This is a genomic window from Oribacterium sp. HCP3S3_B9 (assembly GCF_052064255.1).
GTDB lineage: Bacteria > Bacillota > Clostridia > Lachnospirales > Lachnospiraceae > Oribacterium.
On sequence record NZ_JBQHVY010000002.1, the window covers coordinates 112,661 to 138,838 of the forward strand.

Here is a 26,178-nt window from a genome sequence, read left to right on the forward strand (position 1 = left end):
GAAGCAGCAAGATGCCGCTTCCTTTCTGCCCGCTGTGTCTTTTTATACGAAGCGCAGTCCCTTCGGGAAATGATTCTTCACCTGTCCGTTCACCAGCTTCCCGAGTCCGAGGGCAACGCCGTCTGCACAGACGATGCACCAGCCCTTTCCGTCGACGCCCTCCGGTGCCGTGATCTGCAGTCCGCGAAGATACTGGTCGATGCGCGGATCGGTCGCCGGATAGCTGCAACGCTCGAGATCAAACTGCCGAAGCCCGGCGACATCCGCCGGATTCAGCACATGGCTCAGCGCATGCGCCGGCTCTGTTCGGTTTTTCAGACTCATTTCCGACTGGATGCCGGCACGGAGACAGCGCAGGCCACGAAGCTCCGGCAGCATCGATGGTACGAGGTACCCCTGATCCTTCACCTGCTGCCTTCGGTAGTCCTTCTCCTCGAATGCTCGATCCGGTCCCGAAATGCACGTACCATACGTCTTCTCCAGTGCGGCCAGCGGATCGCTGCCGGACTTACGGAAGATCGCCATATAGTGTCCCTCCCCAGGCTCACGGTGCGGCCACACACGCTTCTCGTAGAGAAGGCTCAACTCCGGGAAGGAGCTGAGGAGGTAATCCCGTATATCCTCATCCTCTTCCTTTTCGAAGGTACAGGTACTGTAGGCGAGGATACCGCCCGGTGCCAGCATGCGATATGCATTAGCCGTGATCTCCCGCTGACGCTCTGCACACATGTGGACATTCTCCGGTGACCACTCTGTGATCGCCGTATCATCCTTTCGGAACATACCTTCTCCGGAGCACGGCGCATCCACGAGCACCCTCGTGAAAAACTCAGGAAAATGATCTGCAATTTTCCCTGTATCCTCGTTCAGTACGGCCGCATTGCGTATACCCATACGTTCGATGTTTGAGCTCAGTGTCCGGGCGCGCAGGGCGACGTATTCGTTGGAAATCAGGAAGCCACCGGCATCACCCGACAGCAGATCCGCAGCCTGGGTTGATTTTCCGCCAGGGCTCGCACAGAGGTCAATCACCCGGTCGAAGGGACGGATCTGCATATGCTGTACGACCTGCATCGCCTCCGGTCCCTGGATATAGTAGAGTCCGGCCTCATGATAGGGATGCTTTCCCGGACGGATACCGATGGACTCGAGATAATGGTCGTCGAGATAGAAGGACGCATACATCGTCTGTCCACGGAAGGAGATACTGCTGCTCTCCGGCATGGGCTCGAGATGCCAGTCCGCGACGAGCTTCGCGTAGCGGATCGCCTCCGGATTCCCGCTCTCCTCGAGCTCCATCAGCTTATGAAGATTGAGCCTCAGCCCGCGGACGGCCGGCTTTTCGAAGCTCTCGAGAAATGCGTCATATTCCCCTTCGGAAAGAAGGGCTTTCATGCGGGTACAGAACTCCGCCGGTAATTGCTTCATATTCACCTCTCACTCATGATTCGTTCCTGTGATCACAGCCTGTTGCAACGCTCGTATTTTATCAGATAACGGCATCCTGTGTATATAAAAAAGAACGATTCACCCTTCGATGAATCGTTCTCTATGATCGAAATGCTGAATTACAGGTTTACTCTGTACTCCGGCTTACCCTCACCATCGACGGTGAAGTATGCAGCCTGATCGTTTACATTGATGTAGATATGTACATCCTTGACATCCTTCTTGATCTTCTCAGCCGCCTTCTGTGCGTCTGCAACGATCTTTGCAGGATCGAAATCTCTGCCATCGATCTGTAATGTAACAGCTGTCTTCACTTCTGCCTTCGCCGGAGCGGTCTTCTCTGCCGGCTTCTTCTCTTCTGTCTTCTTTGCTGGAGCTGTCTTCTTCACTGGAGCGGTCTTCTTCGGAGCGGCTTCCTTCTTCGGAGCCTCTTCCTTAACTGCTTCCTTTGCAGGAGCGGCCTTCTTCTCAGCAGCCTTCGCAGTCTCTGCTACAGCCTTCTTGATCTCAGTGAAAGACTCCTTCAGAGCTGCGTCCTTCTTTGCTTCTGTAGCCTTTGTCTTCTTCTCCATTTGATTATCTCCTTCTAAAATAACTATAAAAAAATATTTAATTTTTAAGAATTATATTTCGTACCATCTGATTTGTCAATGTATTCGCCGGGAAGCGTGTATGAATCCCGCGATCTGCCTGTAAAACTTCTCTCACGTTTTCCATGAATAAATCACTGCACACGGATACCCGGAGATGCGTTTACAGGAAGGAGATCAGGTCCCGATAGAGTGCCTGGATCGAGGCCGTCATCTTCTTAAAGGCGCCATAGCGGTAAAAGCACATCACGAGCATACCGACCGGAACCGCGAAAATCAGCCCGACGAAGCCATAGAAGCGGTAACCGAGGTACATGAACAGAATCGTCAGGAACGGGGAGAGCCCCATCGTATCACCCATGATCTTCGGCTGCATGAACTGGCGCACGATCTGGGTCGCGACATAGATCACGACGAGCCAGAGCGCCTGCACCAGATTCTCGCTGAAGAGGTCGAGCACGATCCATGGCCACAAGATGAAGCCGACCCCAAGCATCGGCAGGAAGTCCAGAAAAGCGGTCAATGCAGCAAGCGGAAGTGCATAGCGCACACGCAGCAGGAGGAAGCCGATCGCCAGCACGAGGAAGACGACAAACATGATCTTAAACTGTGCCAGCAGCCAGCCCTGGATGATCCTCCGTATATCTGCCTTCAGCAGCTCATAGTAACGGAACAGCTCCTTCGGAATCCACGCCTTCACCCGCTCGACATAGTGTTCGCCATCCTTACAGAAGCAGTACGCAGAAAAAATCGTTACGACCGAATATACAAGGACATTCGGAATCGAGCGAACCGCACCGATGGAGACATTGGCGATCGGCGCAGAGATATTCGTTACGAAGCCGAGCAGCGATTCCTCGATGCTGCTGTTCAGCTTATTGAGATTCAGTATAACCGCAGCGCCATCCGCTCCCGTCCCCGGCAGATTCAGCGACAGGTGCTGCAGCAGACTCTGGTGCGAAAGCAGAAACTCCCTGAGAAGCTGTGCGAGGTCCCGCACCATATCCGGCAGATCCTTTGCGAAGCCGACGCAGAAACGGACAGCTACGCTGAGGACGAGATACAGGATCGCGCCGATCAGTACGAGCATGAAGATGATGATGACAACCGACGCATGCTGCCGTTCCATCAGCTTCGTTTTCGTATTCAGAAAACGAATCAGCGGATTGGCGATCCATGCGATGACGGCCCCGATGATAAACGGGATAAAAAAGATGATCAGCTTCGGAACGAAGATGACGACCGCCGCAATCATCAGGATCGGTACCAGGATATTTAAGATCAGCTGCGTATAACGCTTCATTCTCTTCTCCTTTTTCGCACAGTACATGCATACGCAAGGTACAGCAGGAAACTGATGCCCAGATAAAACCAGGTGGCCGGGTTACTGAACCAGGTGGTAAAAAACGAAACCAGATAATAGAAAGCGAGCTGTGCATACAGAAGCACGGAGAACGGGTTCTGATTCTTTCGACAGGTACGTGCGACCCGCCCTGAAACGAGGCCGAGCACGAGTGCGAACACAGCGATCCCGCTGAGACCGAAGTCATACCATGCGTCATAGAGCATCGTGACGGTCGTGAGCTCTTCCTTCGTCACGAAGAGCGGAAAGCCCTGCGCCAGTGACGGGACGAAGAACTTGATCCCGCTCAGCGTCACAAACGGATAGAGCATGCGGAGTCCATGCGCGTGGACCGTCAGCTCACGGGTCATGACATTAAAATTATCATAGTTGTTTGCGATGTACATGTACGGCTGGGTGATAAAGATCGGGGTCGACGGATCCTTCATCTCGAAGATGCCGTTCAGGTACTCGACGGAATGCGCACGCTCGATCGTGATGAAGACATAGGCAGCGATCATCAGCGCGAGGAGCAGCAGAAGCTGCCACAGCTTATAACGGCGGCCTGAAAGCAAGGCCACGAAAACAGCCAGAATCACCGAAATCATAAACTGAAAACGGGACACCATCAGGATCGTCAGGATGATCGGAAGCAGCAGTCCGAGGAGTGTCAGCACATCCGGGCGAAGTCCGTGTTTCCGCCGCGCACCGAGATACAGCATCGAGACCGCCGGAGTAAGCACAGCCAGCGTCGTAAAGTAGTGCACACCCTTTACATGGAAGTAGCTGTAGGCATGTGGCGTATCGACCGTAAAGAGCGGTACGAAGCCGAGCCGCCGCGCCTCAAAAAGAAACGCCGCCCAGGAAATACCGAGCAGACCGAGGATCGCATACCGAAAGAAACGAAGATCCGGTCCTGCGCTCTCTCCTGTCGCCAAGCGACCGGGCACCCCACCGACATCCCGGACATCTATAGAAGCTGTGGACGCCAGCGGATCCGGTACCACGCTGCAGGATGCACTACGATCCGCATCGTCTCCAGATCGGGCGGATCGGATGGCTCCTGCATGATCGGCGAGCTGTGCCGAAAGATCAAAAATCAGATAAAAAAGATAGAACGAAAGCCAGGTTTCCAGCGTCCAGTCGGTGCTCAGCCGGCTCAGCTGAAAACGGGCGATGCCTTCCCCGCCGAGGAGACCGAGGGCGAGCAGGCCCCGAAGATTCAGCAGATACGCCGTTCTCCGGTACTCTGAAAGATATAAAAAAGCAGCAGCGAAGATCAGGCACAGGCCGGAAGGGGCGGAAAGACCCGCCTCTCCCAGCACGAAGCTCATGACATACGCTGCTGTATAGATACCAAGTTTAAACCATTCTGTTTTCATGAAATTTATGCATTCTCCGATCAGTGTCCGGACTGGCTGAGCAGTGTTTCTTCATGTGTACTGCCCGACTCATGCGAAGCGCCCGTCACCTCCGGCTCGGTATCTCCGTCCTGGGCACTGCTCTCCGGCAGCTTCGCTTCTGCCGCCGTAGTCTCACTGGTATGCGCACTCTGTGATCCGGAGATGAGTGCCGTCGTCGCAGCGGTCTCGTCGCTGTCGGTCGACGTCTCCTCTGTCTCCGGTATCTTTTCGATGCGGACCGTCACATTGACCTCGGCGTCCTGATCCTCCGCCAGCATAACACCGGCCGGGAGATAGTCTGCCAGATTAAAGGTGATGGTCTTCGTTCCGCTGGCACCGCTGATATCGATCTTCGGAAGCTCGAACACCGTCATGCCATCAATGATGTAGGTCGACGCCGCCAGATTCACGGTCGCTGGTGAAACCGCGGTCGACTCATACTGATACCCCGCGGCCGGTGTGCCTCTGACACTGGATAGAAGGTTGATGGACTTCTCCTTATACAGGGTCACGGCATAGTGGATCGAGCTCGTCGACGCACTGACGTTCTTCAGGTCAAAGAGCTGATTTCCATTTGCATCATAGTATACGAGCTCAGCAACCCCATCCTCGTTCTGTGCGATGCCTTCTACATTCACATCGATTCCGACACTGGACACGCGGCCGATTTCAGATTGCGGACCACTCAGATAGACATGTTCCGGACTGACGATCACATTCGCGACCTTGTAGCCGCTCTTCGGTGTACCATGCACGGTATTTTTGATTTCAAATTTCTTTTCCTGGATATCCTCGATGATGACCCGGGTGACCGTCGGACGGACCGTCACATCTCCGATCAGCTCGTCCTTGTCATTCAGTACATCCACATAGATCGGGACGGCTCCGGTGATGCTGTAATCCTTCAGATCCACGTAGGCATGAAAATCCGACGCACTGATGAGGGAGCGGCTGTTCGTGCGGACACTGTAGCTGATGGTCACACTCGTGCGATCGATTTCCCAGGATTTATTCTGCGCCGCAAAGGTCGACTGATTCTCGACCTCGAGCGGCACCGTTTTCGTATCCGTGACCTCCGGATGCGAGACATTGACCACCAGCAGCCAGAGGAGCAGCGCGATCAGGAGACTCAGCACCTTGAGCGGCAGATTTTCCGTAAAGAAATGTTTTATCATGCTTTGCCTTCCTTTCGTGTATTACGGAAGATACGGAAGCGTGTATTCTTATCCATCTCCTTCTGCTCTCTCGTCGGAAGCATCGAGCGCAGAGCTTCAGCATCCTGTGCACGGCAGAGCTTCCCGTTTGCAGCGACTGACACACGACCGGTCTCCTCCGAGACCACGATCGTAACGGCATCACTCGTCTCAGACATGCCGAGCGCAGCACGATGACGTGTACCGAAGTCCTTCGAGATATCGGTATCGGACAGCGGCAGATAGCAGGTCGCGGCCGTAACCTTATCACCGACGATCGTGACAGCACCGTCATGCAGCGGTGTGTTCTTCTCGAAGATGTTGATCAGCAGTGCCGACGACACGATACCGTTGATACGGATACCGGTCTCTTCGATTTCCTTCAGTGGCTGATTCTGCTGGATCACGATGAGTGCTCCGGTCTTCTTCTTCGCCATCTCGAAGGTCGCACGGATGATTTCGTTGATCGTCGTCACACTGGCGTCATCGATCCCGTCATCCGGAATCAGATTGGCGATGAAGTTCCGGCTGCCGAGCTGTTCCAGCGCTTTTCGGAGCTCCGGCTGGAAGATGACGACGGTCGCGATGATGGCCACCGTTGAGATCCGTTCGATCAGCCACATGATGGTCGTGAGATGAAGGATCGCCGCTGCAGTGATGAAGGCGGCGATGACCAGCAGACCCTTGAGCAGCTCCCAGGCTCTCGTATTTTTGATCCAGAGAAGGATCTCATATACGAGCACCGCGAGGATGATGATCTCGAGGATGTTGGTATAGCCGATCGGTGGCAGGAGGCTCACCCAGCTTTTCATTTTTTCAATCATTCCTGTCATTCGATTTATGCCTCATTTCCTGATTTCAGCTTCGGAATCGCCTTTACAAAATAGAAATAGTCATCATCTTCGAAACGTAAGCGCTCCGTCCCCTTATAGTCTGCACCATGGAAGGCCAGTGCATACAGAAGGGCGAGGATGCCGGAAAGTATCACGCCGATCAGTGCCGTGCTGAAAGAGAAGGTGGCTCCGAGCCGCGCGGATCCGATGGCAGAAACCACCAGGATCGAGAGGAGTCCGACGATGACCGCGACTCCCCAGTTATACGAAAACACCATCTGATGAAGGATAAACACCAGCACGATGCAGATGGCGAAGGCCATGATGGACACGATCATCGTGCGGTTCTGAAAGTAGCCTTGAAAGATGCTGGCATACTGGCTCGCCATCTCCATCGGATCCTTCGTCGATACACTGAGCTTAGATGCATTCTCCGAGATATACTCGATAAAATAATACATCATCACACCGATGGATACCGGTACGATGGACATCAGTCCGAGGCTGAGCCCTGCGATGACCGGGAGTACATAGGGTACATGCAGATAAAACAGCAGGGGAACCAGGACGATCAGAATCGCATTTCCTGCACGGAAGGCCGACTGTGCGAGCGCCATCAGCAGGAGGATGAAGGCCGCCAGAAGGGCGAGCTCCATCGACGTGCCATAGGCATTGCCCAGCACAAAAACCGCCGACATGACCGTCACAGCCGTCCACGGAAGGAACGAGCACAGCGCAGCAGCGGCGATCGCGATCAGCAGACTGCCGAACATGCTGTCGGAGCCTATGCGAATCCGGATCATGAAAAAGCACAGGAACGCGGTCAGCGCCTTCAGTACAGGTGTGAGCCAGTATTCATTTTTGATGTAAAACTTCTGTAATTCATCCTTCATATCGACCAGCTGTGTCATCTTTATCTTCCTTCGTGATGTTTTCTGAAATCCATGAGCTGTATGCCATCCATAGAGGCTCTGCCCGTGTCACTATGCGGCTTCGGATCGACCGGATCGTCCAGCCAGTCACCATCGTCGCCTGTGGTTACTGCATCGTTTCCGTCGTCCAGCCAGCCGTCTTCCGGTTCAACCGGATCATCCAGCCAGCCGTTCTCTTGCTCGATCGGATCATCGAGCCACGCCTCTTCCTGCCGGTCCGTGTCCTGCACCGCACTCTTTCGCTTCACAGGCTGTGCTTCTACCTGTTTCGGAGCCGCGCTCGCGTTGCCCCTTCTGTCCGGCGCTGTCTTCGAACGCTTCGTCTGCCGCAGAGGCGCATCCTCCATGACGCGGATCTTCCCGCCCTTCTCCTTATAAAACTCGGAGCCGGCGCTCTCGATGTCAAGTTTCGTATCCGGTGCCTCCTCGAGCTGCAGAAGCTTGTCGAGCTTCGCCATATAATAGAGACTCTTCCGGTGAAGATCATCGTAGGCCCGTGCATAGCGCACATAGGAAAAGGCCATCATCCCGACGAAGCCGAGCACATAAATGAAAAGAAGGACCCGGACCGCTGCCACGATAAACGGGATGTTCAGATGCATCAGAAGCTCTTCGATATTGATCAGCATCAGCAGCATAGACACCAGAATAAAGCACAGTGTATAGTGCACGAGTGCCATGAACATCCTCCGGGAGAGATAGTCTCCCTTGAAATATCTGCTTACATCCCGTATCGCCTTCCCCTCTTTCCTGTCATAAATCGAAAGCTGGGTCATCAGGCGGATCTTCTCAACATTCAGCATGGATCAGTACCCTCTTGCCTGTCTCGCGCGCTCGGCATAATTTGAATCCGGGTGTGCGCCGATGATTTTATCAAACAGTGTATTTGCTTCCTCCGTTCGTCCCATACTCTGGTAGAGACGTCCGAGGAGATACATATTTTCCGGTTCCTCGCGGATCGCCAGGCTCAGATTATACAGCTCGGCTGCCTGATCCTGGTTTCCGCTGTTCCAGGCGTTGGTCGCCTGGTCGGCGAGCTCCTGATAGATCGAGCCCTCCATCTCCACCTTGATGCTCTGAAGCTGCTGCAGCATCGTCGCATCACTGATCTGCGTCTGATCGAGGTCCGTATAGAGCTTCGCCGCCTGAAGGACATCGCCATTTGCAAGCGCTGTCCGGATCTCGTTCAGTGCCTGGTACTGCCCCATGAAGGAGGCATTGGCATTCTCAAACTGTGAAACCTGCTGAGCTGCCTCGGCGTACTGCGACTCCAGCGTATCATATGAGTCCTTCAGCTCTGCATATTCACGGTTCGAGGCATCGAGTTTCTCGGTATAGGAAATCAGCTCACGGTTGTTCTCCGCATTGAGCGCCTTCGTCTTCGCCGGCATGATCAGCAGATAAAATGCGAAGAGTGCCAGGATGACGCCGACGAAGATGTAGCCGACGACCATCCACGGTGACACCTGCTTCACCTCCTGGGGAATCAGCACATCATCATCCGTCATCTTGCGGTGGGAAAATGCATTCTTCAGGCGGCTCTGCTCGACCTCCTTCCGGCCGGTGTTATGCTTGACCTCATCCATCAGCACGAGGGCCTTCGGGTTGTTGCGATCGATTTTCAGCACGAGGTAGAGGCTGCGTCCCGCCTTCACCCAGTCCTCTCTCTTCATATATAAAAGAGCGAGCAGGATGTGTGCCTTGATATAGTTCGGACTGTCCTCGATGACCTGATTAAGCTGCATGATGGCGAGGTCCTCGTTGTTGTTCTGCGCGTAGTCCAGCGCCTGATTGTAGCGCTTGACATTGTCCGAACAGATTCGGAGGATCGCCGGCTTGCGCTGGACCTCATCGAGATAATGATCCGCGATGTTATCCTGTGGGAGCAGGTTCATACTGATGACCCACTGCACGAGCGCATCCGCGGTCTCACCACACTCGAAAAAGATCAGCCCCAGCAGATTTCGCGCATCCTTCTGATACTTATCGAAGGTCAGCGACTTCTTCAGCAGCTCGGCGGCGCCACTCAGATCGCGCAGACGTGCACGCTCGAGTCCCAGATTATAGTAGCAGTTTGCGATCTGCTCCAGCATTACGTCATACTTCATTTAACGCTCTCATCCTTTTTATGCTTGATGGCCTCCTCGATGAGACTGGTCATGATGTCGTTCATATCGGTGAGATCCACCTTCGCGATCGCATCCTCGATCTGATCGACATCGAGACTCGGCTTAAAACGTTTGATTTCTTCTTCGTAACTGATCATACTATTCTTTCTACAGCTGTTCGGGGACCTGTGGTACCGCGTCAACCCCGTGATTCCCGGATGGCAGACATCGGTTAGACCGTCTCCCGGCTTACATTTCCTTGTTTCAGTGAGCTGAAATCTGCGCATAGCTTGACACTGTGGGACGCAGTCGATAGAATCGGCATTGTGCCTTTTATGGCGTCGGACAATGCAGGCGACCAGAACTGCCAGCACGCCGCGGGAGACCTCGTTATCTTCCAGATGACGTGTGCGCGCACTTTCAAATCATCTGTTTAGTCTATCACATTCCATAGGGGCATTCAAGAAAACTGAATTACGATATTATTAGGAAATTGAGGTCAAAAATGGAAGCACTTGTAAGTTTTGTCACTACTCACCTGACGGGACTCCTCTCGAAGGACGCCATCGTCTTCATCATTTCCTTGATGCCGATCCTGGAGCTCCGTGGCGGACTCCTCGCATCCTCGCTGCTGGGCGTGCCGTATCTGCGTGCAGTGATCCTCTGCATCGTTGGAAATCTCCTGCCGATCCCGCTGATCCTTCTCTTCATCGAGAAGATCGTACTGGCCTGTGAGCATTTCGGACCGACACAGGGGATCGCGCGAAAGCTCCGTGAGAAGGTCGAGAAGAACCAGGCATCGATTCAGAAGTATGATTTCTGGGGCCTCGTGCTCTTCGTCGGCATCCCGCTTCCGGGCACCGGCGCATGGACCGGCTCCCTCGTCGCAGGCCTCCTGCACATGCCGCGGAAGAAGTCCTTCCTCGCCATCATCGTCGGCGTACTGCTCGCCTCCGCCATCATGTCGATCGTCTCCTACGGCGTGCTCGGCGCGTTCCTCCACTGAATTCAAATGTGGTGGCCCGGCAGTGGACTCCGTGACCGATCCCACCGCAAAGTCCAATCAAAAAAAGTAAAAATTAGTTGTTGACGAACCCATCTCACCATGCTATTATATACGAGTTCGCGGAAGTGGCGGAACGGCAGACGCGCACGGTTCAGGTCCGTGTGAGGTTACACTCTTGAGGGTTCAAATCCCTTCTTCCGCATCAAGGAATCGATTCATAAGAATCGGTTCTTTTTTTATGTGTTTTTCCGAGTTAGATATTTGATTTTTCATCGGGAAACGGAAATCGGCCAGTGCCCATGAGGACCGGCAACAGAAGCCATACGTAGAGGACGTGTAAAATCAAGCCAGGTCCCCTTAGCGGCACTTGGTGCTATCTCTCCTTGGAACCCTCTGCAACGCTGAGTTTTCCTCAAGAAAACTCAGTGATTGCAGAGGGCCTAGTGCCGCTTAGGGTCCCTGGCTTAGAGTTTACCGGCCTCGGAGTACTGTGCTTCTGTTGCCGGCCCTCCTGGGTGCTGGCCGGACTGTCATCGAAATGCGTGTTCGGCCACAGAGTCCATCGCCGGCCTCTTCACGTCCGCACGGCAAACGAGCATTAAAAAACCGACAGGACGAATCCTGTCGGTCGAACATTACTTTGCGAGGTTAGCCTTTGCAGTCTCAGCGAGCTTTGCAAATCCCTCCGGATCAGCGATTGCGATCTCGGAAAGCATCTTACGGTTCATATCGATGCCGGCATTCTTGAGGCCGAACATGAACTTGCTGTAAGAAAGACCATTCAGTCTTGCAGCTGCGTTGATACGAGCGATCCAGAGCTGTCTGAACTGTCTCTTTCTCTCCTTACGGCCTCTGTAGGACTCCGTAAGTGCTCTCATTACGCTCTGCTTCGCTACTCTGTAGTGCTTGGAGCGAGATCCTCTGTAGCCTTTAGCAAGCTTGAGTACTCTATTATGCTTCTTCTTAGCGTTTAATCCGCCCTTAATTCTCATTTTAATTTCCTCCTCTAAAGTCTACAAATCAAAGGTATGGAAGAATCTTCTTCATCGTCTTAACGTTGGTCTGATCAAGGACAGTATCCTTGCGCAGGCCTCTCTTACGCTTCGTTGTCTTCTTGGTGAGAATGTGGGACTTGTAAGCCTTATTTCTTACAAGCTTTCCTGTGCCAGTAACTTTAAAGCGCTTAGCAGCAGCTCTCTTTGTCTTCAGCTTTAACTTTGCCATAACAGCCTCCTGTGATTTTACTTTTTCGGGCTTATTACAATCGCCATGTTTCTGCCTTCTACCTTCGCCGGCTTATCGAGGACAGCGATGTCCTTCAGCTGCTCGGCGAACTCGTCAAGGATGTACTTGGACTGATTCATACGAGACATCTCACGGCCTCTGAATCGAAGAGCGACCTTGACCTTATTGCCCTTCTCGAGGAACTTACGTGCAGCGGATAACTTTGTGTTGAGATCGTTCTGATCGATGTTCGGTGTCATACGGATCTCCTTCAGCTCAGTTACGCGCTGATTACGCTTGGCTTCCTTTTCCTTACGCATCATCTCGTAACGATACTTACCGAAGTCGGCGATCTTTACAACAGGCGGCGTTGCAGTCGGCGCGATCTTAATAAGATCCAGGTCCTTCTCCTTCGCCATCATATAAGCGTCCTTGGAAGACATGATACCGAGCTGCTCGCCCTCTGCACCAATGACTCTTACCTCTCTGTCACGGATCTGCTCGTTAATTTCGATGCTTGCGTTTTTCTTAATAGCCATAAACTCCTCTCCACATACACTGGTCGAATGCAAAAAAATGGCGGATTGTAAGCCAATCCACCATAATGAAAATACACGAAGTAATAATCAAATATGAACCCGGGTCAGCTACAACTGCCAAGGTGAGGTGGATACCTACTTTCCTTTGTCTTTACGACCTTTATAGACTAGCACCAGTCTGCACCGATGTCAAGCCCGTTTTCGGAATTTTGCAATTCCCGGTTTACATCAGATGTAACAGTTCAGACAGGTAAGGGGCCCGGAGGGTCCACTACCTGAGCCCTTACTACATCCAGGCTCACGCCTGTGTCTCTGGAGTTTCCGGGGCATCCATAATCTCGTCGATGATCGCATAGATGCTCTCGAGTCCCTGCTTTGATTGGGAGGAGAACGGGATCATCGTACAGTTTTCCGTCGCGTGCAGAGCCTTGCGGATCGCAGCGGTCTGCTTTTTGATCTGTGAGCGATTGATCTTATCCATCTTCGTCAGGATGACGATCGGCTCGAAGCCGGTGACCTGGGTCACGTAGTCGAACATCTGGATGTCGAGCTTCGATGGATCGTGGCGGATGTCTACGAAGAGGATCACCTCCTCGATGTCGTCCGAGGTTTCGAGATAGCGGTTGATCATCCGACCCCACTTCTCCTGCTCGACCGCACCGGTGGATGCATAGCCGTAGCCAGGGAGGTCGACGAGATAAAACCGTTCGTTGATGTTATAAAAGTTGATCGTGCGCGTCTTACCCGGTGTCGAGCTCGTACGGGCGAAGTTCTTTCGATTGACGAAGGCATTGATAAAGGAGGACTTTCCGACATTGGATCGTCCCGCCATGACAAATTCAGGTTTTCCGGTCTTCGGAAGCTCGGATTTTACGCCCAGCACTCTCTCCAGCTCTACAGAAGTGATCTTCATGGAATCTCCTTTTCTTAGTGATGATTGATACCTGACGGATCCAGCTGGTTCAGGATCAGGAAACCCGGTCGGCACATAACCGATCGGGTTTCGTCAAACTCATACAGCCGTATCTGCTGCATCTGCACGAGGGGCTGTTTTCTTCTCTTTACGGGTGATGATCGGTTCGCCCGTGCCCTTCACCACATCCTCCGTGATCTCCACGCTCTGGATGTCCGGCTCGGACGGAATCTCATACATGATGTCCATCATCATATCTTCCATGATGGAGCGGAGTCCTCTGGCACCGGTCTTGCGCTCGGCTGCCTTCTCGGCGATGGCGCTGACTGCCTCATCCGTAAATCGGAGCTCGACACCGTCGATCTCAAACAGCTTCTGATACTGCTTCACGAGCGCGTTCTTCGGGGTCGTCAGAATACGCTTCAGGGTCGCCGCATCATGTGACTGCAGGGTGACATCAACCGGTACTCGTCCGATAAACTCCGGGATCAGACCGAAGCGTACGAGATCCTCCGGCTGTACCTGACGAAGGATGTCATCGTAGTTGTCGCGATTCTTCTCGACGATGTCCGCACCGAAGCCCATCGATCCGGAAGCGACACGCTTCTCGATGATGTGCTCGAGGCCGTCAAATGCACCGCCGCAGATGAACAGGATATTCGTCGTATCGATCTGGATGAGCTCCTGCTGCGGATGCTTCCGTCCGCCCTGAGGTGGTACGGAAGCGACGGTCCCCTCGAGGATCTTCAGCAGTGCCTGCTGAACGCCCTCGCCGGAGACATCACGGGTGATGGAGACATTCTCCGACTTCTTCGTGATCTTATCGATCTCATCGATATAGATGATACCGATCTCCGCACGCTTGATATCATAGTCTGCCGCCTGAATCAGCTTCAGGAGGATGTTCTCGACATCCTCGCCGACATAGCCGGCTTCGGTGAGCGCCGTAGCATCTGCGATTGCGAACGGAACGCCGAGGATGCGGGCCAGGGTCTGTGCCAGGTAGGTCTTACCGGTACCGGTCGGTCCGATCATCAGGATGTTCGACTTCTGAACGTCGATGTCCTTGATTTTCGAGGTGATGCGCTTGTAGTGGTTATAAACCGCTACAGACAGCACCTTCTTCGCCTCATCCTGTCCGATGACATACTCATCGAGGAAATCATGGATCTCCTTCGGCTTCAGAAGATGGATGTCTGAGGTGTCGCTGTCCTCTCTGAAATCACCATCCTGCTCGTTCAGGATCTCCTCGCAGAGCTCGACACACTCGTCACAGATATAATTATTATTTAAACCGGCGATGAGCTTATGTACCTGCTTCGCCGATTTACCGCAGAAAGAACAGCGGATTTTATCGTCTGGTTTCATTTGCATGAATGCAGTCCTCTCGTTCTGGTTAGTCTGATGATGCTGCTACCGGTACTCAGTTCCGTACCTCAGCTGCTTCGCGTGATTCGAAGATATGATCGACGATGCCGTACTCCAGCGCCTGCTGTGCCGTCATCCAGTGATCACGCTCCGTATCCTCCATCACCTTCTCCACCGGCTGTCCGCAGTTCGCTGCGAGGATCTCCGCCATGTGCTTCTTCGTACGAAGGATCCACTCTGCCGTGATCTGGATCTCCGTGGCCTGGCCCTGTGCACCGCCCGACGGCTGGTGAATCATGACCTCAGCATTCGGAAGGATCATACGCTTGCCCTTCGTACCGCCGGCCAGGAGGAAGGCACCCATCGATGCAGCCATGCCGACACAGATGGTGGATACATCGCACTTGATGTAACGCATGGTATCGTAGATCGCCATACCGTCCGTGATCACGCCACCCGGGCTGTTGATGTACAGGCTGATGTCCTTATCCGGATCCTCGGACTCGAGGTACAGAAGCTGTGCGACGACGAGGGAAGCGGTATCATGATTCACTTCATCTCCGAGGAAGATGATACGCTCATTCAGAAGACGGGAGAAGATGTCATAGGAACGCTCTCCTCTGGATGTCGACTGAATGACATACGGAATCGTTGTAATATCTCTAGGTGTTAAATTCATAATGAAACCTCCCTATGAATCTTAAAAAAAGGCGGTGCAGTTACCTGCACCGCTAAAAATCTTTAAATCTTCGATGAAGCGATACAGGAATTACTCCTCAGTCTTCTCCTCGTCCTCAGCAGCCTTCTTGGACTTCTTCTCTGCCTTTACAAGGTTCGCCTCAGCTACGAGCATATCGATGGTCTCCTGGAAAGCGATCTCTCTCTTCATGCTCTCCTTCTGCTCCTCGGAAACCGTCTTCTTGAGGTCATCATACTCCATCTTGTACTGCTCTGCGATCTTCTTGAACTCCTCATCTACACGCTCTTCAGCGACGGTGATGTTCTCCTTCTCCATGATGGCTTCGATCACAAGGGACGTCTTGAGATTCTTCTCAGCGCTCTCCTTCATCTGGTCCTTGATCTGCTCTACAGTCTGGCCGGTGATCTTGAGATACTGATCCATCGGGATGCCCTGCTGAGCAAGTCTGGTCTGGTAATCATAGAGCATGTTGTCCAGCTGTGCCTCAAGCATCGGTGCCGGGATCTCTACGGAAGCGTTCTCAACGACCTTTGCGATGACATTTCTCTCATTGGTCGTGGTTGCAGCCTTCTCCTTCTCCTCCTTCAGGGTCTTCTTCAGATCCTTCTTATACTCATCGAGGGTGTCGAACTCAGAAACCTCGGATGCGAACTCGTCGTCAGCAGCCGGAACCTGCTTCTCCTTAACCGTCTTGATGGTGGTTACGAAAAGTGCTTCCTTACCTGCGAGATCCTTTGCGCCGTAGTTCTCCGGGAAGGTAACCTTTACATCGACGGTCTCACCAGCCTTGTGGCCGATCAGCTGATCCTCGAAGCCCGGGATGAAGGTGCCAGAGCCGATGGTCAGCGGGTAATCCTCGCCCTTGCCACCTTCGAACTCAACACCGTCTACGGAGCCCACGAAATCGATGTTTGCGATATCATCCTTCTTGATCTCACGATCAACCTCAACGACACGTGCATTCTTCTCAAGCTCAGCAGCCAGCTTCTCGTTGACTTCCTTTGCGCTTACCGTGGTCTCTGCCTTCTCTACCGTAACGCCCTTATACTCACCGAGGGTAACCTCCGGCTTTACAGCAACGGTTGCTGTGTAGATCACGTTCTGATCCATACCGATCTGCTCTACGCCGATCTCCGGTCTGGAAACGATCTCGAGGCCGGACTCCTTCGCAGCCTCCGGATAGGTCTTATCAAGAATCTCATTGAGCGCATCCTCGAAGAATACCTGTGGTCCGTACATCTTCATGATCATCTCCTTCGGTGCCTTGCCCTTACGGAAACCAGGAAGATTGAACTTGTTACGGTTCTTCTTGTATGCTACATCGATGGCCTTTAAAAACTCAGCATTGTCCACCTCAACGGTCAGCTTAGCCATATTCTTCTCAAGATTTTCAACTTTAACGCTCATTAAGAGTACCTCCGAAACTTTCGTTTTATATATTATGCAAACGCACAGGGGAAATGCGCATACTTCTCCCATGAGTCAACATATCCGAGTCAAGAGTATAGCACGTAAAAAAGTCCCACGCAAGGATTTTAAAAAAAGAGAGCCGGACATTTCTGTCCGACCCTCTGTCTATGCGGATTACTCCTCGTCTACGCGCTCAGCCTCAGCCTTGCCTACAGCCTCGATGTCAACGTCTGCAACATCGAGATCCTCCTTGCGCTCCGGCTCAGAAAGAGCCTTCATGCTCAGGGAAATCTTGTGACTGTCTACGTCGAGATCGACGATCTTCGCCTCGATCTCCTGGCCAACCTCGAGAACGTCTGACGGCTTGTTCACATGCTCTCTGGAAATCTGAGATACGTGAAGAAGTGCATCGATGCCCTTCTCAAGCTCTACGAATGCGCCAAAGTCGGTCATACGTGCAACCTTGCCGCTTACAACCGTACCAACAGCGAACTTGATCTCTGCATCCTTCCACGGGTTCTCATCCGGGAACTTACGTGTAAGAGCGATTCTCTCACCGTTGATCTCCTTAACAAGTACCTTAACCTCCTGGCCGGACTTGAAAAGCTTCTTCGGGTTCTCGATACGGCCCCAGGACATCTCGGAGATATGAAGGAGACCATCAGCGCCACCGAGATCGATGAATGCACCGAAATCAGTAAGGTTCTTAACAACACCGGTACGAACATCGCCGACCTGAAGCTCACTGAAGAGCTTGTCGTGCTGCTCCTTCTTCGTAGCTGCCATAAGCTGCTTACGATCACCGATGACTCTGCGCTTCATCGGATTGAACTCAGTGATCACAAACTGGATATCCTGACCCTGATACTTGGTGAGATCTCTCTCGAAGGTATCAGATACGAGGGATGCAGGGATAAATACACGTGCACCATTTACCTCAACATTCAGGCCGCCCTTGACAACCTGAACAACCTTGCCGGTAAGAACGGTCTGGTTCTCAAATGCATCCTTGAGCTCCTCGGAAGCCTTGGAAGCAAGAGCCTCTCTGTGAGAAAGAACAACCTGTCCCTCTCCATCGTTTACCTTCTTTACCTTGCACTCGATTTCATCGCCGACATTGACTACTGTGGTGAGGTCTACAGTGTTATCTGCGCTGTAATCACTTCTGGTCATGATACCATCGGACTTGTACCCAATGTTGAGTGCAATCTCGTCAGGCTTTACACTAATAACCTTACCAGTAACAATCTCCCCTGCATGAATAGACTTTAATGATGCGTCAAGCATCTGTTCAAAACTCATCTCTGACATAATTTTGAACCTCCTCAATAATTTCTTTCGGGGTGCTTGCCCCAGCTGTAATACCTACGTTTTGAACCGCTTCATCCTGAACGAAGTTAAGATCTCCAACCGTTTGTATCAACTGGGTGTTACGACACTGGTCTTTACAAATCTCAAAAAGTTTCTTCGTGTTGGAGGAACTGCGTCCCCCAATGACAATCATGGCGTCGGACTGTTTCGCCAGTTCCTTCGCCTCCGACTGTCGCTCAAACGTTGCGTTGCAAATCGTATTAATAGCATTAACATAATAATGCTTTTTTTTCAAAATATCAATAATTAGTTTGAATTTATCGATATTAAACGTGGTTTGTGACACGACAACCACGCTTCTGCCCTCTCCGTTTGGTAATTTTTCAGCGGTTTCGATGTCCGGAATCGCAGAAATGCCGCCTTCCGCCCAGCCCATGATGCCGATCACCTCCGGATGCTCCGGGTTTCCGGTCACGAAGACCTCTTCACCGGCTGCTGTGTGCTGCTGCACGAGGCGTTGGATCTTCTGGACGAAGGGGCACGAAGCATCGACGGCTTCGACCTTCTGCTTTTCAAGCAGCTCATAGATGTGCTTCGGCACCCCATGTGCACGGATGATGACGATGCCGTCGTGAAGCGTCGCAAGCTCCTCCTCGGATTCGAGTACCTCCACGCCCTCTGCGGCGAGCTTCTGAATCACGGTTTCATTATGCACGATCGGTCCGTACGTATAGATCGAACGCTGTTCATCGAGCGGTTTTTCATGCTCCTCCTCGAGTACGCGGTACACGGTATCAACCGCGCGCTGCACGCCGAAGCAGAAGCCGGCGGTTTTTGCAAGTGTTACCTTCATATCGCGCCGACCTCAATGCTGCATACAGATCTCGAGGATACGGTCGATCGTCTCATCGATGGTCAGTGTCGAGCTGTCGACGAGCACCGCCTCCGGCACCTGGATGAGTGGGGAATGCTGACGATGCATATCGCGGTCATCCCGCGCACGGATCTCCGCCTCAACCTCTGCGATGTCACAGGTCTCTCCCTTTTCACGCAGTTCGTTCGCACGACGATGTGCGCGTTCCTCGACGGATGCAGTGAGATAGATCTTCGTATCCGCATGCGGAAGCACCTTCGATGCGATATCCCGGCCATCCATCACGACCGAGGTATGCTCCGCGAGGCTCTGCTGCAGCTTCACCATCTTCTCCCGCACGGCCGGATACTGGGACACCGTGGATGCGGCATCACCGACCTGCTGGGTACGAATCCGGGTGGAGACATTGGCGCCGTTCAGGAAGACCTGCTGAGCTCCTTCCTCATCATAGGCGATCGTGATGTCGATGTCGCGCACCGCCTCCGACACGCGCGCCTCATCCGTGAGGGCGATAGCCTGATCGAGACAGAACAGACCGACGGCACGATACATGGCACCGGTATCGATATAAACATAGCCGAGTTCTCGCGCTACGGCCTTCGCAATCGTCGACTTGCCGGCACCCGCCGGCCCATCGATGGCAATACTATATGGCATAACAGCCTCCTTCATATTTCACATTGTTACAATTCAGGTCAGTGCTCGCAGGGGCGGTGACCGGAATTGTTCCATTTATCTAATATTTATAATTGAGTGCTTCAGCGGCAGACTTACCGGCGAGGTGGCCGGTGGAGAAGGCCATCTGCATATTGAAGCCGCCGGTATAGCCGTCGACGTCGATGACCTCGCCGGCGAAGTACAGTCCCTTCACCTTCTTCGCTTCCATCGTTTTCGGATTCAGCTCCTTCACAGCGACGCCACCCTGGGTGACGATGGCCTCCTTGAAGCTGCCGGTACCGCGGATCGTGAAGCTGAAATCCCGGATGAGGCCCGCGATCTTCTTCCGTGTCTCGCGATCGACCTCGGTGACCTTTCGATTGATATCGACCCCCTGCGCGGCGAGTCGTGCCGTGAAGACCGGAATCAGCTGCGATGGGAGGAGCTCGGAAAACGCATTGCGGAGCTCCTTATTCCGATAGGTATCAAAATCACGGAGCAGGCGACGGTCGAGCTCTGCATCCTCCAGCGCCGGCTTCAGGTCGATGTGCACGGTGAGGAGCTTCCACTTTTTATGGTCGGAAGCATTGACGAGCTTCGTTACGACCGCCGATGCCGAGATGATCACCGGGCCACGCAGTCCGCTCTCCATAAACTCGAGCTCACCGAAGTCCCGGTAGTAGCTTTTTCCATCCTCGTCCCGGATATCGATCGCGATGTTTCGGAGGCTTAAGCCCTTCAGACGGTAGGCATCCGGTTCATGCACCTCGAGGGCGACGAGGGACGGATAGGTTTCCGTCACCTGGAGGCCAGCCTCCTCGGCGAAGCGATAGCCATCACCGGTAGAGCCGGTCGACGGATAGCTGCGGCCGCCGGTCGCGACGATCACCGCATCCGCCGGCAGGAAGCCACGATCCGTCACCACACCACGGACCTGCCCGTCCCGAAGCTCGATCTTCTTCACCTCGGTCTTATAGCGGATCTCGACGCCCAGCTTCTTGATAGAGTGCTTAAGTGCATCCGTGATACTGTAGGCATGATCCGATACCGGGAAGACTCGGTCGCCACGCTCAACCTTCGTCCGGCAGCCGTGCGCCTCCAGCAGCTCGATCGTATCCTGATTCGTGAAGTCATAAAGTGCCGAGTACAGAAAACGCGGATTCGTCACATACTGCGGAAAGAAATCCTCGATGGCCACCGCATTCGTCAGATTGCCGCGCCCCTTTCCCGTGATGAAGATCTTTTTTCCGAGTTTATCATTCTTTTCTATTAAAACCACATCGGCGTCCGCCGCGGTTTCCTTCGCCGCGATCGCCGCCATCAGTCCGGCAGCTCCGCCGCCGATCACAATTATTCTCATCGTTTTATCCTCGCTTCGCGCATTATATCATATGTCCGGGCATGATAAAAGTCCCGGGGCGGCCATTGAAAGCCTGCCCCCGGGACTTATGTCAAACATTCATATTATTTAGCGCTCATGACGAACATCTTGTAGATGGCACGGATGGCTTTTTCGAAATCCTCGTTCCGTACACCGATGATGATGTTGTACTCGCTGGAGCCCTGGTCGATCATCTTGATGTTGATGTACTCATGGGCGAGTGCAGAGAATACACGACCGGCCACACCACGGGATGACTTCATGCCACGTCCGACGACCGCGATCAGAGCGATGTCCGACTCGAGCTCGATGAGGTCCGGATTCACGGCACGCTGGATGCCGTTCAGGATCTTCTGCTCACAGTGCTCGAGCTCCTCCTGATGGATGACGAGGGTCATCGTATCGATACCGGACGGGATGTGCTCGAAGGAGATGTTGTTGTCCTCGAGGACGGAAAGAAGCTTCCGGGCGAAGCCGATCTCCGAGTTCATCATCGCCTTTTCGATGTTGATCGCACAGAAATCCTTCTTTCCGCTGACACCGGTGATGATGAAACGCGGCTTCTTCAACGTATTCTGCACGATGAGGGTACCATGATCCTCCGGACGGTTCGTGTTCTTGATCTGGATCGGGATACCCTCACGGCGTACCGGGAAGATCGCGTCCTCATGCAGTACACCGGCACCCATGTAACTCAGCTCACGAAGCTCACGGTAGGTGATGTAATCGATGACCTCCGGATTCGGCACGATGCGTGGATCCGCAACGAGGAAGCCGGATACATCCGTCCAGTTCTCATAGAGATCGACATGCTCCGCCGCTGCGATCAGGGAGCCGGTCACGTCTGAGCCGCCACGGCTGAAGGTAACGACCTCACCCTTCTCGTTCGCACCATAGAAGCCCGGGAATACCGCATAATCGATATCCTTCAGTGCTGCGCGGATGCCCTCTTCCGTCTTCTGGTAATCACAGCTCCGGTCCTCCTTGAAGACAAAGCAGCTTGCAGAATCGATGAAGCTGAAGCCGAGATAGGCCGCCATCAGCTTCGCATTCAGAAACTCACCGCGGGAAGCCGCATAATCACGATCTGCACCAGCCTTGAGATCCTGCTCGATCCGATCGAAGTCCGCTGCCAGACTGAAATCGAGCCCGAGGCCGTCAATGATCTCCTGATAACGATCCTTGATCGTCTGAAGCGTCTCCTGGAACTTCTTCTCATCTTCGACTGCATCCTGGAGACGATAGAGAAGATCGGTCACCTTCGTATCGCCGGAAGCCCGCTTACCTGGTGCCGAAACCACGATATAGTGTCTCGACTTATCAGAAAGAACGATGTCCTTTACTTTTCTGAACTGTTCCGCGGAGGCGCAGGAGCTTCCGCCAAATTTTGCAACCTTGATCATTTCGTACTCCCTCCAAATTTGGCATTTTGCCGCATTATATCATCGTGCTTCAAAATACTCAATATAATTAATAATCATGAGAAGTATAGAAGGGCGTCGGAAGACCGGCTATAGAATCATTCATTTCGGATCGCTGCCAGCGGACTCAGCTTCATCGCACGCGCCGCCGGAACATAGCCGGCGATCGTGCCGACCGCGATGGCGAAGCCGATCGCGAAGGCCGCGAGCCAGAGCGGAATGCTGGACAGCCCGCCCGTCGAGCCGGAGCCGAACATCATCGAACCGGCATTTTTCGTAAAGAAATTGATGATATAGGAAATCAGATAGCTGACAGCGAGTCCCGCGATACCACCCATGAGCCCGATCATACCGGATTCACAGAGGAACATGTTCCGGATATCCGGCATCGCACAGCCCAGCACCTTCATAACACCGATTTCCTTCGTCCGCTCATAGATCGACATCATCATGGTATTCATGATACCGATCGCCGCGACGAGAAGCGATACACCGCCGATACCGCCGAGCACGAGCTGCACCATATTGAGCTGCTGCTGCGCCTGCTTCAGCCACTCCATACTGGAGCTCACACTGAAGCCCATGTCCGAGATCTGCTTCTGTACTGCACTGACGTTATCCATGTTATCGACGAAAACATAGACATTATTGTATACATAGTACGGATACGGCTTCCCGTTTTTATTCGTCCTCGGATTCGGCACCAGCGCCTTCTTATAGATTTTCTTCAGAAAACGCTTCAGACTGTCGATGTCCGTGTAGACATTATACGAGCCATCCGACCAGTCCTCAGCGCCGCCCTTCATGATCCCGGCCACCGGGAAGATGTACTTCTTCTGCTTCGGCTCCTGCGTACTGCCCTCACTGCTTTGTGTTCCCTGCGAGGTGCTCGGCTGCGGGAAGGTGATGAATACCGTATCCTTCTCCGGGTCGATCTCGACATTCTCCCAGGTTTTCTGCTTATAGAAGCTGCTGTACAGAATCTGATTACCATACAGGAGCTCCAGCGTATCCGAGTTCGCCGCCGGCAGATGTCCGCCGTCCCGGAGCTCAAGCTGCTGAAGATAATCCTGGGTGACACCCACAATGCTGAAGGAGCCGCTGACGCCCTTGCACTTCGCCTCGATATTCACCTCGATGGACGGACTCACGCCGGTCACATGGGGGATATGCTTAAAGCTCTCCACGGTCTCGTCGGTCAGCATCATGGACTGATCGCCATTCGTGCCGCCGCCATAACCACCCTCGTATACGTCGATCCGGGTCAGCGAGCCCATGCTCTGGTAGGACTTCAGCATCATCGCACTCATCCCGATGCCGAGACTCACCATGACCACGATGGACGCCGTACCGATGGCGACACCGAAGACCGTAAGTACGGTTCGCATCTTTCGTCGCTTCAGGTTACTCGTTGCGAGCTTGATAAGATCAAATAGTCTCATCGTTTTCCTTTTCCTTCTTCTTATCCTTATGCTTCTTCACGAAAACCGCAGCTGCCGCCAGCAGAACGACGCCCCCACCGATGATCGGGAGTCGGAAGCGCTGGAAAAATCCAGGCGTTTCTTCCGGCATCATATCCATGCCGTTCATGTCATCCGTGCTTTCCATCGGCTCGTTCACCATGAGGTTCACCGTCTGCTCGGAGGTATGCACCTCTCCGTTCACATCCTCGTAGCTGATGATGACCTGGATCGTACCATCATCCATGGTCGGAGCCGCACCCGTGATCATCGCATCCACGGAGCCCGACTCACCCGGCTTGATGTTGCCGACGTAGCTGCTGGTATCATTGATGGAATCCGCCTTAAACTCCGCAGTGACATTATAGAGAATCACCTTGCCGGTGTTGTTGATATTGAACATCACGTTAGATTCACTGCCGACGTCAATGCTTTCGGGCATCACATCGTAGTTGGAAACCGAAAGTCGTGCCTCCTGATTGACCATGATATTCAGCGTCACCTTCTCCTCGGCATTTTTGAAATCCGGGGAGTCATACTTTTCATTGATGGTCAGCGCATAGGACCGCGGGTCGACCCCCGGTTCCGCCACCATATTCCAGGCGATTTCCTTCGTCTCCCCGGCCGCGAGGCTGTTGATGACATAGGAGTTCGCGCCGTTCTCCGTCGACAGTGCCGAGGACTCATTCACCTTTTCCGACTCGAGGGAAAGCAGGATGTTGCTGGCACTGATGCCGGTACTTGCGTTCTGCATCTGCACCACCAGCTTAAACGGCTGACCGGCAAACACCTTCTCCGGTTCGGTATGATAGCCCGCCACGACGAGTCGTGCCTTCGAACGGTCGTTAGCATTGAAATCACGCTGACTGTCGGTTTCATCCGTGGTCGGGTTGCTGATATGTACGTAGTAGGTATACTGCTCTGTCTTCGTGATGGTCGCGTTCGGCGTCTCCTTATAGCTCACCGTGAAGCCGATGGCATGGTCACCGCTCTTCGAATCCTTCGCGATGGCCATCGAGTACGGAGCCGAGATCGTCTGATCCGCCTCGACACTGGCGAAGCTGCGGTCATAGTTCTCCTCCGTCACACGGAACGGGAAGCTGCTGTAGTCGACCTTTCCAGCGGTCGCCGTCGAAGACGAATCACCCGAGGCTGCACCACCGTTTCCCTTATTCATCTTCACGACGACATCATAGAGGGCCCGTCCCTTCTTATTCCGAAGGTTCACGGCGAACTGTACGGTTCCCGGATAGGTACCGCTCGGTGTCGACTGTCCCTCGCCGAGCACGAAGGCCTGATCCTTCGTCGCGCTGGTCGGATTCGAAATCGTTCCGAGGTCCTGCACATAGATATTGATGAACTCGGCGCGGCTGAGACTGCCGTACTGCCCCGTCGAGTTGTACGGCACATCATAGTTCATCGAAATCGGGATCGCATAGTAGCCTTCCTTGATATCGTTCCGGATCTTTACATTGAAGGTCACCTCCTTGTACTCGCCCTTCTGCAGCGAGCCAAGGTTCTTCTCCTGGTTCATCGTCGATGTGCCGATCTCGAGCGGATAGGTACCACCGTCCACCGGATAGGTGAGGCCCAGCGACGCATTATAGGCACGCTGCGCCCCCGCCTGGTAGCCTTCATTGTACGCATCATGCTGCAGGGACTCCTGCTCGTTGTCCGAGTCTTCATCATACGGATTCGACTTTTTTGAATTCGGCACGATGCCCTTCGTATTTAAGAGATTCTGGTCCTGACTCAGGCGCACGCGCACGTTGTTGATGACGTCACCGGTCGGATTATAGAGACCGTTCACGCCGTTGAAGCCGACCTTCACGGTCAGCTGGAAATCCTGCCCGATCCCCGCAACCGGTGTGTCTGCTGCATCATGGATGAAGGTGTTCATATTCGTATCGACGTAGGACGCCTGGGCCTCCATCGGCTGTACGAAGGTCAATGCCGGCGACAGGAGCGCGAGCACCATCGCGCCGCACAGAAAACGCCGAAGGATCGTATGCTTTTGTGTGTGAAAATGATTCATGATTTTATACCCCTCTATATACACCGTAC

General features: G+C 53.4%; 25 protein-coding genes and 1 tRNA gene. 2 read left to right on the top strand and 24 right to left on the bottom strand.

The window, feature by feature from the left end:
• Positions 1–42: 42 nt before the first annotated feature.
• The 10 genes from ACTNC3_RS01860 to ACTNC3_RS01905 all read right to left on the bottom strand — a co-directional run bounded on the left by ACTNC3_RS01860 (position 43) and on the right by ACTNC3_RS01905 (position 10,008).
• Positions 43–1,428, bottom strand: a complete 1,386-nt coding sequence (locus ACTNC3_RS01860; RefSeq protein WP_441226275.1) for an RsmF rRNA methyltransferase first C-terminal domain-containing protein — start codon at positions 1,426–1,428, stop codon at positions 43–45.
• 140 nt (positions 1,429–1,568) lie between these two features.
• Positions 1,569–2,021, bottom strand: coding sequence for a DUF6465 family protein (locus tag ACTNC3_RS01865; RefSeq protein ID WP_410043010.1), 453 nt, complete (start codon positions 2,019–2,021; stop codon positions 1,569–1,571).
• A gap of 181 nt (positions 2,022–2,202) precedes the next feature.
• Positions 2,203–3,342, bottom strand: coding sequence for a sporulation integral membrane protein YtvI (gene ytvI, locus ACTNC3_RS01870; RefSeq protein WP_441226276.1), 1,140 nt, complete (start codon positions 3,340–3,342; stop codon positions 2,203–2,205).
• Positions 3,339–4,763 carry an O-antigen polymerase gene (locus ACTNC3_RS01875; RefSeq protein ID WP_441226277.1) on the bottom strand — a complete coding sequence of 475 codons (1,425 nt, stop codon included), beginning with the start codon at positions 4,761–4,763 and terminating at the stop codon, positions 3,339–3,341. The genes ytvI and ACTNC3_RS01875 overlap by 4 nt, the downstream gene beginning before the upstream one ends.
• 20 nt (positions 4,764–4,783) lie before the next feature.
• Positions 4,784–5,959, bottom strand: a complete 1,176-nt coding sequence (locus ACTNC3_RS01880; protein ID WP_441226278.1) for a CdaR family protein — start codon at positions 5,957–5,959, stop codon at positions 4,784–4,786.
• Positions 5,956–6,810, bottom strand: coding sequence for a diadenylate cyclase CdaA (gene cdaA, locus ACTNC3_RS01885; protein WP_441226279.1), 855 nt, complete (start codon positions 6,808–6,810; stop codon positions 5,956–5,958). Before cdaA ends, ACTNC3_RS01880 begins: the two co-directional genes overlap by 4 nt.
• 5 nt (positions 6,811–6,815) lie before the next feature.
• Entirely contained in the window at positions 6,816–7,721 is a 906-nt protein-coding gene (locus ACTNC3_RS01890; RefSeq protein WP_441226280.1) for a hypothetical protein, read from the bottom strand.
• Between the two features lie 2 nt (positions 7,722–7,723).
• A complete protein-coding gene (locus tag ACTNC3_RS01895) occupies positions 7,724–8,545 on the bottom strand; it encodes a hypothetical protein (RefSeq protein ID WP_441226281.1) in 822 nt (273 codons plus the stop codon).
• 3 nt (positions 8,546–8,548) lie between these two features.
• Positions 8,549–9,850: a tetratricopeptide repeat protein gene (locus ACTNC3_RS01900; protein WP_410043017.1), complete on the bottom strand. Its 1,302-nt coding sequence runs from the start codon at positions 9,848–9,850 to the stop codon at positions 8,549–8,551.
• On the bottom strand, positions 9,847–10,008 hold the full coding sequence (locus ACTNC3_RS01905; RefSeq protein ID WP_410043018.1) for a hypothetical protein: 162 nt from the start codon (positions 10,006–10,008) through the stop codon (positions 9,847–9,849). The genes ACTNC3_RS01900 and ACTNC3_RS01905 overlap by 4 nt, the downstream gene beginning before the upstream one ends.
• 347 nt (positions 10,009–10,355) lie before the next feature.
• Here ACTNC3_RS01905 and ACTNC3_RS01910 point away from each other — a divergent pair, with 347 nt between their 5' ends.
• Together ACTNC3_RS01910 and ACTNC3_RS01915 are read left to right on the top strand one after the other, a co-directional pair.
• The gene (locus ACTNC3_RS01910) at positions 10,356–10,856 is read left to right on the top strand and encodes a COG2426 family protein (protein WP_441226282.1); all 501 of its coding nucleotides are present in this window, start codon (positions 10,356–10,358) and stop codon (positions 10,854–10,856) included.
• Positions 10,857–10,975: 119 nt separating this feature from the next.
• Positions 10,976–11,058, top strand: a tRNA-Leu gene (locus ACTNC3_RS01915).
• Between the two features lie 433 nt (positions 11,059–11,491).
• Here the strand turns inward: ACTNC3_RS01915 and rplT are convergent.
• From rplT to ACTNC3_RS01985, 14 genes are all read right to left on the bottom strand, one after another.
• Complete coding sequence (gene rplT / locus ACTNC3_RS01920) at positions 11,492–11,848, bottom strand: 50S ribosomal protein L20 (protein WP_410043020.1); 357 nt, start codon at positions 11,846–11,848, stop codon at positions 11,492–11,494.
• 28 nt (positions 11,849–11,876) lie between these two features.
• Positions 11,877–12,080 (bottom strand): 50S ribosomal protein L35, encoded by a 204-nt coding sequence (gene rpmI, locus ACTNC3_RS01925; RefSeq protein WP_410043021.1) that lies wholly within the window; start codon positions 12,078–12,080, stop codon positions 11,877–11,879.
• A 17-nt stretch (positions 12,081–12,097) separates the two neighbouring features.
• Positions 12,098–12,619, bottom strand: coding sequence for a translation initiation factor IF-3 (gene infC, locus ACTNC3_RS01930; protein ID WP_410043022.1), 522 nt, complete (start codon positions 12,617–12,619; stop codon positions 12,098–12,100).
• A 298-nt stretch (positions 12,620–12,917) separates the two neighbouring features.
• Complete coding sequence (yihA, locus tag ACTNC3_RS01935) at positions 12,918–13,532, bottom strand: ribosome biogenesis GTP-binding protein YihA/YsxC (RefSeq protein WP_441226283.1); 615 nt, start codon at positions 13,530–13,532, stop codon at positions 12,918–12,920.
• Between the two features lie 99 nt (positions 13,533–13,631).
• Positions 13,632–14,906 (bottom strand): ATP-dependent Clp protease ATP-binding subunit ClpX, encoded by a 1,275-nt coding sequence (clpX, locus tag ACTNC3_RS01940; RefSeq protein ID WP_410043024.1) that lies wholly within the window; start codon positions 14,904–14,906, stop codon positions 13,632–13,634.
• A gap of 49 nt (positions 14,907–14,955) precedes the next feature.
• Complete coding sequence (gene clpP, locus ACTNC3_RS01945) at positions 14,956–15,579, bottom strand: ATP-dependent Clp endopeptidase proteolytic subunit ClpP (protein ID WP_441226284.1); 624 nt, start codon at positions 15,577–15,579, stop codon at positions 14,956–14,958.
• A 90-nt stretch (positions 15,580–15,669) separates the two neighbouring features.
• Positions 15,670–17,007: a trigger factor gene (gene tig, locus ACTNC3_RS01950; RefSeq protein WP_410043026.1), complete on the bottom strand. Its 1,338-nt coding sequence runs from the start codon at positions 17,005–17,007 to the stop codon at positions 15,670–15,672.
• A gap of 177 nt (positions 17,008–17,184) precedes the next feature.
• Entirely contained in the window at positions 17,185–18,321 is a 1,137-nt protein-coding gene (gene rpsA / locus ACTNC3_RS01955; RefSeq protein WP_441226285.1) for a 30S ribosomal protein S1, read from the bottom strand.
• Positions 18,302–19,174 carry a 4-hydroxy-3-methylbut-2-enyl diphosphate reductase gene (ispH, locus tag ACTNC3_RS01960; RefSeq protein ID WP_410043028.1) on the bottom strand — a complete coding sequence of 291 codons (873 nt, stop codon included), beginning with the start codon at positions 19,172–19,174 and terminating at the stop codon, positions 18,302–18,304. The genes rpsA and ispH overlap by 20 nt, the downstream gene beginning before the upstream one ends.
• 12 nt (positions 19,175–19,186) lie before the next feature.
• Positions 19,187–19,852: a (d)CMP kinase gene (cmk, locus tag ACTNC3_RS01965; RefSeq protein ID WP_410043029.1), complete on the bottom strand. Its 666-nt coding sequence runs from the start codon at positions 19,850–19,852 to the stop codon at positions 19,187–19,189.
• 79 nt (positions 19,853–19,931) lie between these two features.
• Complete coding sequence (locus ACTNC3_RS01970) at positions 19,932–21,212, bottom strand: NAD(P)/FAD-dependent oxidoreductase (RefSeq protein ID WP_410043030.1); 1,281 nt, start codon at positions 21,210–21,212, stop codon at positions 19,932–19,934.
• Between the two features lie 104 nt (positions 21,213–21,316).
• Positions 21,317–22,636 (bottom strand): aspartate kinase, encoded by a 1,320-nt coding sequence (locus ACTNC3_RS01975; protein WP_441226286.1) that lies wholly within the window; start codon positions 22,634–22,636, stop codon positions 21,317–21,319.
• 116 nt (positions 22,637–22,752) lie between these two features.
• On the bottom strand, positions 22,753–24,096 hold the full coding sequence (locus ACTNC3_RS01980; RefSeq protein WP_441226287.1) for an ABC transporter permease: 1,344 nt from the start codon (positions 24,094–24,096) through the stop codon (positions 22,753–22,755).
• On the bottom strand, positions 24,083–26,149 hold the full coding sequence (locus tag ACTNC3_RS01985) for a COG1361 S-layer family protein (protein WP_441226288.1): 2,067 nt from the start codon (positions 26,147–26,149) through the stop codon (positions 24,083–24,085). The genes ACTNC3_RS01980 and ACTNC3_RS01985 overlap by 14 nt, the downstream gene beginning before the upstream one ends.
• Between the last annotated feature and the right edge of the window lie 29 nt (positions 26,150–26,178).